Source organism: Kitasatospora sp. NPDC059577, from assembly GCF_042735475.1.
GTDB lineage: Bacteria > Actinomycetota > Actinomycetes > Streptomycetales > Streptomycetaceae > Kitasatospora.
The window spans coordinates 100,927-108,067 of record NZ_JBHWBZ010000025.1 but is presented as its reverse complement, the minus strand read 5'-3'; the positions used below and the strand labels follow the sequence as shown (position 1 = coordinate 108,067).

Annotated in this window: 5 protein-coding genes; 3 read left to right on the top strand and 2 right to left on the bottom strand. The window is 70.6% G+C overall.

Annotated features, from left to right (window positions below):
• Nucleotides 1-155: 155 nt before the first annotated feature.
• Nucleotides 156-1,010 (top strand): ABC transporter substrate-binding protein, encoded by an 855-nt coding sequence (locus tag ACFV0O_RS21000; protein ID WP_380343830.1) that lies wholly within the window; start codon nucleotides 156-158, stop codon nucleotides 1,008-1,010.
• 28 nt (nucleotides 1,011-1,038) lie between these two features.
• Here the strand turns inward: ACFV0O_RS21000 and ACFV0O_RS20995 are convergent, their stop codons facing one another.
• Nucleotides 1,039-1,752, bottom strand: a complete 714-nt coding sequence (locus ACFV0O_RS20995; RefSeq protein WP_380343816.1) for an alpha/beta fold hydrolase — start codon at nucleotides 1,750-1,752, stop codon at nucleotides 1,039-1,041.
• Nucleotides 1,749-2,897 carry a hypothetical protein gene (locus ACFV0O_RS20990; RefSeq protein ID WP_380343814.1) on the bottom strand — a complete coding sequence of 383 codons (1,149 nt, stop codon included), beginning with the start codon at nucleotides 2,895-2,897 and terminating at the stop codon, nucleotides 1,749-1,751. The genes ACFV0O_RS20995 and ACFV0O_RS20990 overlap by 4 nt, the downstream gene beginning before the upstream one ends.
• Before the next feature lie 256 nt (nucleotides 2,898-3,153).
• Here ACFV0O_RS20990 and typA point away from each other — a divergent pair, with 256 nt between their 5' ends.
• Both typA and ACFV0O_RS20980 read left to right on the top strand, forming a co-directional pair.
• Entirely contained in the window at nucleotides 3,154-5,058 is a 1,905-nt protein-coding gene (gene typA, locus ACFV0O_RS20985; RefSeq protein WP_360260978.1) for a translational GTPase TypA, read from the top strand.
• A 432-nt stretch (nucleotides 5,059-5,490) separates the two neighbouring features.
• Entirely contained in the window at nucleotides 5,491-7,131 is a 1,641-nt protein-coding gene (locus ACFV0O_RS20980) for an ABC transporter substrate-binding protein (protein ID WP_380343810.1), read from the top strand.
• Nucleotides 7,132-7,141 lie beyond the last annotated feature (10 nt).

Here is a 7,141-nt window from a genome sequence, read left to right as displayed (position 1 = left end):
GGGCGCTCGCCCCGCTCTCCCGCCGCGCCGCGCGCTGACGCCCCGCGGCCCGGGCACCCGGCGGCCCGGCGGGCCCACACCCCCCGCCCGCGGGGCGGTCGAGCCCCCGGCCCCCCCCCGCCGGCCCGCGCGCGGCCCCGCCCGAGGCGTCGGCCCTGGCGCTGCGGCGGGCCGAGTCGCTGCCCGGCGTCACCGTGCACCGGGCGGCCGCCGCCTCGCTCACCCAGCTCACCGTCAACGCCGCCCGCGGCCCGCTCACCGACCCGGCCGTACGGCGCGCCCTCGGCCGGGCCGTCGACCGGCGCAGGATCGCCGAGGCCGCGCTCGCCCCGCTCGGCCTGCCCGGCGCGCCGCTCGGCAACCACCTCCTCGCCGGGGACCAGGAGGGCTACCGGGACAACAGCGCGGCGGCCGGCCCGGCGGACGCGGTCCGGCTGCTGGACGGAGCGGGCTGGAAACGACCCGGCGGCCGGGGCACCCGGAGTAAGGGCGGGAAGGAGCTCGCCCTCACCCTGCTCGTCCCGGCCGGGTCGGCGACCGCCAGGCGCACCGCCGACGCGCTCACCGCCGACCTTGCGGAGAACGGGATCGCGCTGAAGCCGGTGACCGCGCCTGCCGAGACCTTCGTCCGGGACCACCTGGCCACCGGGGACTACGACCTCGCGCTCTTCTCCTGGCCGGCCGGCCCCAGCCCGGCGAGCGAACAGCGCCCCGCCTACGCCAAGCCCCGGCCCGACGCCGACGGCGCGCTCGTCGCCGGCACCAACTACGGCCGCAGCGGCACCGAGGAGATCGACCGACTGTTCGACCGGGCCGGCGCCGAACTGGACCCCGCGGCCCGGCTGGACCTGCTCCAGGAGGCCGACGCCCGGATCTGGCAGCTCGGGCACTCGGTGCCGCTCTACCAGCGCCCCGAGCTGGTCGGCGTCCGGACGGACGTCGCGGGCGCGGGAGCGTTCGGCTTCGGCTGGCCGCGCTTCCAGGACCTGGGGTGGGTCGGGGCGTCCTGAGTCCGGGCCTCCCGCCGGTGGCCGGCGCCTACAGCTCCCGGGCGAAGCGGCGCAGGGCGTCCGTGAAGGCCGCGGGGTCGTCGAAGTTCGCCAGGTGCCGGGCCCGGGGGATCAGCTCGATCCGGGCCCGGCCGTGCGGGTGGGCGGCCGCGAAGGCACGCTCGCCGGAGCGGAACGCCGGGTCCTTCTCCCCGTTCAGGATCAGCACCGGGGCCTCGACCCGGCGCAGCGCACCCGGCTCGAAGCGGCCCAGCACCGAGGCCCAGGCGGCCGGCAGGGCCTCGAAGCCGTACCCGGCGCGGATCGTCTCCGCCACCACCGCCGGCGGGTACAGCCGACGCAGCAGCCGGTCGTTCCAGCGGGCCAGCCGGTGCGCCGGGAGCCGTGGCACCAGCGCACCGACCGCCTTGTAGGGGAGCGCCCAGGGCCCCCGGGTGTCGGCGCTCGCGCCCGCCAGGACCAGCCCGCGCAGGCGCTCGGGCGCGCGCAGGGCGAACTCCAGCGCGACGTACCCGCCCAGCGAGTGCCCGACGACCAGGGCGGGGCCGCCGCCCAGCGCGTCCACCCCGTCCGCCACGGCCGCGCAGGCGGCGGTCAGGCTCCACAGCTCACCGAGCCGGGCACCGTGACCGGGCAGGTCGACGGCCACGACCGGGAACTCCTCGCGCAGGCCGGGCAGTTGCGGGCTCCACTGCGCGGCGCTCAGCCGGGTGCCGTGCACCAGGACGATCGGGACACTCATCGGGCGGCCTCCTCGGGCACGGGCTTCGGCTCGGGCTGCAGCAAGCGTTCCACGTCGGCGATCCGGGCCAGCTCGGGGCAATCCCGCCGGGCCCGGGCGAGTGCCTTCCGGGCTTCCTCGGGGCGGCCGGCCGCGATGAGGGCGGCGGCGAGGGAGCAGCCGGCCAGGGCCGGCCAGAGGCTGAAGCGGAAGCCGGAGCGCAGGCGGCGGGCGGCGTGTACGGCGGCTTCGGGGTCGTTCGTCAGACGGGCGAGGTCGGCCGCCGGGAGGACACCCCGCAGAACGGCGCGGTCGTCCTGGCCGAACGCGGCGAGGGCCGGGGCGAGCCGCGCCGCTCCCCGTTCGGGGGAGAGCTCCCCGCGGTCGACGTGGCCGACGACGGCCAGCCCGAGCAGGCTGTGCGCCGTGCCGTTGTCCCAGTCGTGGTCCACCGCCGCCCGGGCGAGTTCCTCGGCGGCCTGGTATCGGCCCTGGGCCAGGGCCGTCGCGGCAGCGGTGACCGCTTCGTGCGGGGCAAGAGGGGCCTCTTCCAGCTTGGTGCGCGCCTCAGGGATCCGGCCTCGGAGCAGGAGTCGTTCGGCTTCGAAGCCGTGCGGCGTCCAGAGCTCGTGAACCAGGGCTTCGGAACCGACGAAGGGTAGGACGAAGACGGGCCAGAGGGACCAGATCAGTGACCTTCCCCTGGTCAGCGCGAAGAGCGCGAAGGAGAACAGCAGGCCGAACCCGGTGCCCCGGGCGAGGGCGGTGGCGGACGTCGTCAGCCAGAACCCCAAACCGGCGTGGAGGAGGACCATTCCGGTCGAGCCGAGCCACAGGCGCAGGCGTGGCGCGCGGGAGGGCAGCAGCGCCCACGGGAGGGTCACACTGCTCGTCGGCCACAGCCGTACGTCGACCGGCACCCCGGCGACCGTGCCGCACCACAGCCCACGCCCCCGGCCGTACGTGACACCGAGCAGCCGGACCCCGGTGAGCCGGTGGGTCAGCAGGAACCAGAGGTCGGTCAGCGGGGCCCGGCCGATCAGGAAGCCGAGCACGCAGCCGACGGCGGTCGGTACCGGGAGCCCCCGCAGGAGCGCCCAGAGCAGGGCGAGGGCGCCGGCGACGTGGAGGGGCCGGCTCAGCCGGGCCCGGAGTCTTTCGATCACGGGGCGAAGCCTGACGGAGCCGGAACTTCGGGTGAAGAGCGTGTGACCCACCTGTGATCTTGATCCCGCCCGACCTGCTCGTTTCCGCCCACCTGGGCCCTTCCCCGTACGATAGGAGGAAGCCGAGGCATGTCCATTGCCCGGCGGGTGGACCGGTAGTAGCAGGCGGAACGGGCGGCGGCGATCGACAGGGATCGCAAGTGCGCGTCACGCAGCCGGGCGCCGCAACCCACGATTCCGGGAGAATCAGCAAGGCATGCCCACGCGCAACGACATCCGTAACGTCGCCATCGTCGCCCACGTCGACCACGGCAAGACCACGCTGGTCGACGCCATGCTGAAGCAGGCCGGCGCCTTCGCCGCCCACCAGCAGCTCGACGACCGCATGATGGACTCGAACGACCTGGAGCGCGAGAAGGGCATCACCATTCTCGCGAAGAACACGGCGGTCAAGTACCACCCGAAGGACGGTGGCGCGCCGATCACCATCAACATCATCGACACCCCGGGCCACGCCGACTTCGGTGGCGAGGTCGAGCGCGGTCTGTCGATGGTCGACGCGGTCGTCCTGCTGGTCGACGCCTCCGAGGGCCCGCTGCCGCAGACCCGCTTCGTGCTGCGCAAGGCGCTCACCGCGCGGCTGCCCGTCATCCTCTGCATCAACAAGACGGACCGCCCGGACTCCCGGATCGACGAGGTCATCAACGAGACCTACGACCTGTTCCTGGACCTGGACGCGGACGAGGACCAGATCGAGTTCCCGATCGTCTACGCCTGTGCCCGTGACGGCGTCGCCTCGCTGACCAAGCCGGAGAACGGCACCGTCCCGGCCGACAGCACCAGCCTGGAGCCGTTCTTCTCCACCCTGCTGGAGCACGTCCCGGCCCCGAGCTACGACGCGGACGCGCCGCTCCAGGCCCACGTCACCAACCTGGACGCCGACAACTTCCTCGGCCGCATCGCGCTGCTGCGCGTCGAGCAGGGCGAGCTGCGCAAGGGCCAGACCGTGGCCTGGATCAAGCGCGACGGCTCCATCTCGAACGTCCGCATCTCCGAGCTGCTGATGACCGAGGCGCTCACCCGCAAGCCGGCCGAGGTGGCGGGCCCGGGTGACATCTGCGCCGTCGCCGGCATCTCCGAGATCATGATCGGTGAGACCCTCGCCGACCCGGAGAACCCGATCGCGCTGCCGCTGATCACGGTGGACGAGCCGGCCATCTCGATGACCATCGGCACCAACACCTCGCCGCTGGTCGGCCGTGGCGGCAGCGGCAAGGGCGCGGACGCGAAGTCCGGCGCCAAGGTCGACCGCAAGGTCACCGCCCGCCAGGTGAAGGACCGCCTGGACCGCGAGCTGATCGGTAACGTCTCGCTGCGCGTCCTGGACACCGAGCGCCCGGACGCCTGGGAGGTGCAGGGCCGCGGTGAGCTGGCGCTGGCCATCCTGATCGAGACCATGCGCCGCGAGGGCTTCGAGCTGACCGTCGGCAAGCCGCAGGTGGTCACCAAGGAGGTCAACGGCAAGACCCACGAGCCGGTCGAGCGACTGACCGTGGACGTGCCGGAGGAGCACATGGGCGCCGTGACGCAGCTCATGGGCATCCGCAAGGGCCGGATGGACAACATGTCCAACCACGGCTCGGGCTGGGTCCGGATGGAGTTCGTCGTGCCGTCCCGCGGCCTGATCGGCTTCCGCACCGAGTTCCTGACCAACACCCGCGGCACCGGCATCGCGCACTCGATCCACGAGGGCCACGAGCCGTGGTTCGGCCAGCTGACCACCCGCAACAACGGCTCGCTGGTCGCCGACCGCGCCGGTGTGGTGACCGCCTTCGCGATGACCAACCTGCAGGAGCGCGGCGTGCTCTTCTGCGAGCCGGGCACCGAGGTGTACGAGGGCATGATCGTCGGCGAGAACTCGCGCGCCGACGACATGGACGTGAACATCACCAAGGAGAAGAAGCTCACCAACATGCGTTCCTCGAACGCTGACGTGGCCGAGTCGATCGTCCCGCCGCGCAAGCTCTCCCTGGAGCAGTCGCTGGAGTTCTGCCGCGAGGACGAGTGCATCGAGGTGACCCCGGAGACGGTTCGCATCCGTAAGGTCGTCCTGGACCAGAAGGACCGCGGACGCACTGCCTCGCGCGCCAAGAAGGCGTGATCCGGACGCACTGAACGGCCATTGGCCGGAATGATTCGCCCCCCTTTCCATTGGAGAGGGGGGCGAACTTTTTCAACTACTCCAAGTTGTCGGGGCCGCTATTAACCGAATAGCGCTCATCACACCCGGGTGTCCGCTGAGCGGACACCACGGTTCGTCATGCATGACGACTGTCCGTTTGGTACCTGTCTGGCTATGTCTCAAATGTCCGGTTTTCGAAACTTACCGACTGTTCATGTGACCTAATTGAGATCGTCACTGGTCACTTTCGTGTCCGTGCGTGACGGATAGTGGGTGCAGTCAGGCTCGGGTCAAGGGTGAACGCGCAGGGGTGCGCGCCGAAACCACGAGCGCGGACGGCACAGCGGGTTTCGGTGACAACCGTTCCGCGGTGCTCTCCTCGTTGCAACGTCGAATTCAGGAGGCACACCGATGCGTGGTGGGAGCCAGGCCAAGTGGGTTGTCGCAGCTGTTGCGGTCGCCCTTGCCGCGACTGCTTGTAGCAGCAGCAGCGACTCCTCCAGCGGGGGCAGCTCCGATGGTGCGGTCAACGCCCAGGGCGTCTTCAGCTACCAGAGCGCCGAGCCGCAGCGTCCGCTGCAGCCGGCGAACGCCATGGAGAACCAGGGCGGCCGTATCGTCAAGCAGCTCTTCACGGGCCTTGTCGACTACGACCCCGCGACCGGTGCCCTGCGCAACCAGGTGGCCGACAAGATCGAGACCACCGACGCCAAGACCTACACCGTCACCCTGAAGTCCGGCTGGACCTTCCACGACGGTACCCCGGTCACGGCCAACTCGTTCGTCAAGTCCTGGAACTGGTCGGCCAACCCGGCCAACAACCAGATCAACTCGGACTGGTTCTCGGACATCGTCGGCTACGACGCGGTGCACCCGGACAAGGACAAGGGCGCCCCGACGGCCAAGGAGATGTCCGGCCTCAAGGTCATCGATGACACGCACTTCACCATCGAACTGACCAGCCCCGTCTCGTACTTCACGTACAAGCTCGGCTACTCGGCCTTCTTCCCGCTGCCCGAGGGCTTCTTCGCGGACCCGGACGGCTACGGCCAGAAGCCGATCGGCAACGGCCCCTACAAGTTCGTCTCGTGGGAGCACAACAAGGCCGTCACGCTGGCCGCGTACGACAAGTACTCGGGCACCAACAAGGCGAAGAACGGCGGAATCGTCTTCCGCAACTACACCTCGCCCGAGGCCGCGTACAAGGACCTGATGTCCGACACGCTGGACGTGCTGGACCAGGTCGACTCGACCGACCTGCCGAAGTACAAGGACGACCTGGGCAAGCGCGCCGTCGACCAGGCGCAGGGTGCCATCCAGAACATCTCCTTCGCGCTGTACAACGCGGAGTGGAGCGGCCAGGACAAGGCCAAGGTCCGCCAGGGCCTCTCGATGGCGATCGACCGCGACACCATCACCAAGACCGTGCTGAACAACAGCCGTCAGCCCGCCGACTCGTTCGTGGCGCCCGGCGTCATGGGCTACAAGGCCGGCACCTGCGGCGACGCCTGCAAGTACAACCCGGAGAAGGCCAAGCAGCTGATCACCGAGGGTGGCGGCGTCCCCGGCGGCAAGATCACCATCCTGTACAACTCCGACGGTGGCCACAAGGAGTGGGTGGACGCGGTCTGCAACTCGATCCGCCAGGCGACCGGCGTCGAGTGCCTCGGTGACCCGAAGCCGGACTTCAAGACGGCCCGTGACATCGTCACCAAGAAGGCCGTCCCGAGCATGATGCGTACCGGCTGGGTGCAGGACTACCCGCTGAACGCCAACTTCCTGCGCGACGTCTACGGCACCGGTGCCGCCGCCAACGACGCCGGCTACTCGAGCCCCGACTTCGACAAGCTGGCCCACGACGCCGACGCGGCCACCTCGGTCGAGAAGACCGCGGAGCTGTACGAGAAGGCCGAGGAGCAGCTGGCCAAGGACATGCCGGCCATCCCGCTCTGGTACTACAAGACGAACTCGGGCTTCTCGAACAAGGTCCAGAACGTCAAGTTCAACTCCTTCGGCGACCCGGTCTACACCGACGTCGAGGTCAAGAAGTAGTAATCGGTCG

What these genes read in the sequence shown, in the direction of transcription:
- ACFV0O_RS20995 (WP_380343816.1), bottom strand. Translation starts at nt 1,752, where the DNA reads ATGAGTGTCCCGATCGTCCTGGTGCACGGCACCCGGCTGAGCGCCGCG.
- ACFV0O_RS20980 (WP_380343810.1), top strand. Translation starts at nt 5,491, where the DNA reads ATGCGTGGTGGGAGCCAGGCCAAGTGGGTTGTCGCAGCTGTTGCGGTC.
- typA (WP_360260978.1), top strand. Translation starts at nt 3,154, where the DNA reads ATGCCCACGCGCAACGACATCCGTAACGTCGCCATCGTCGCCCACGTC.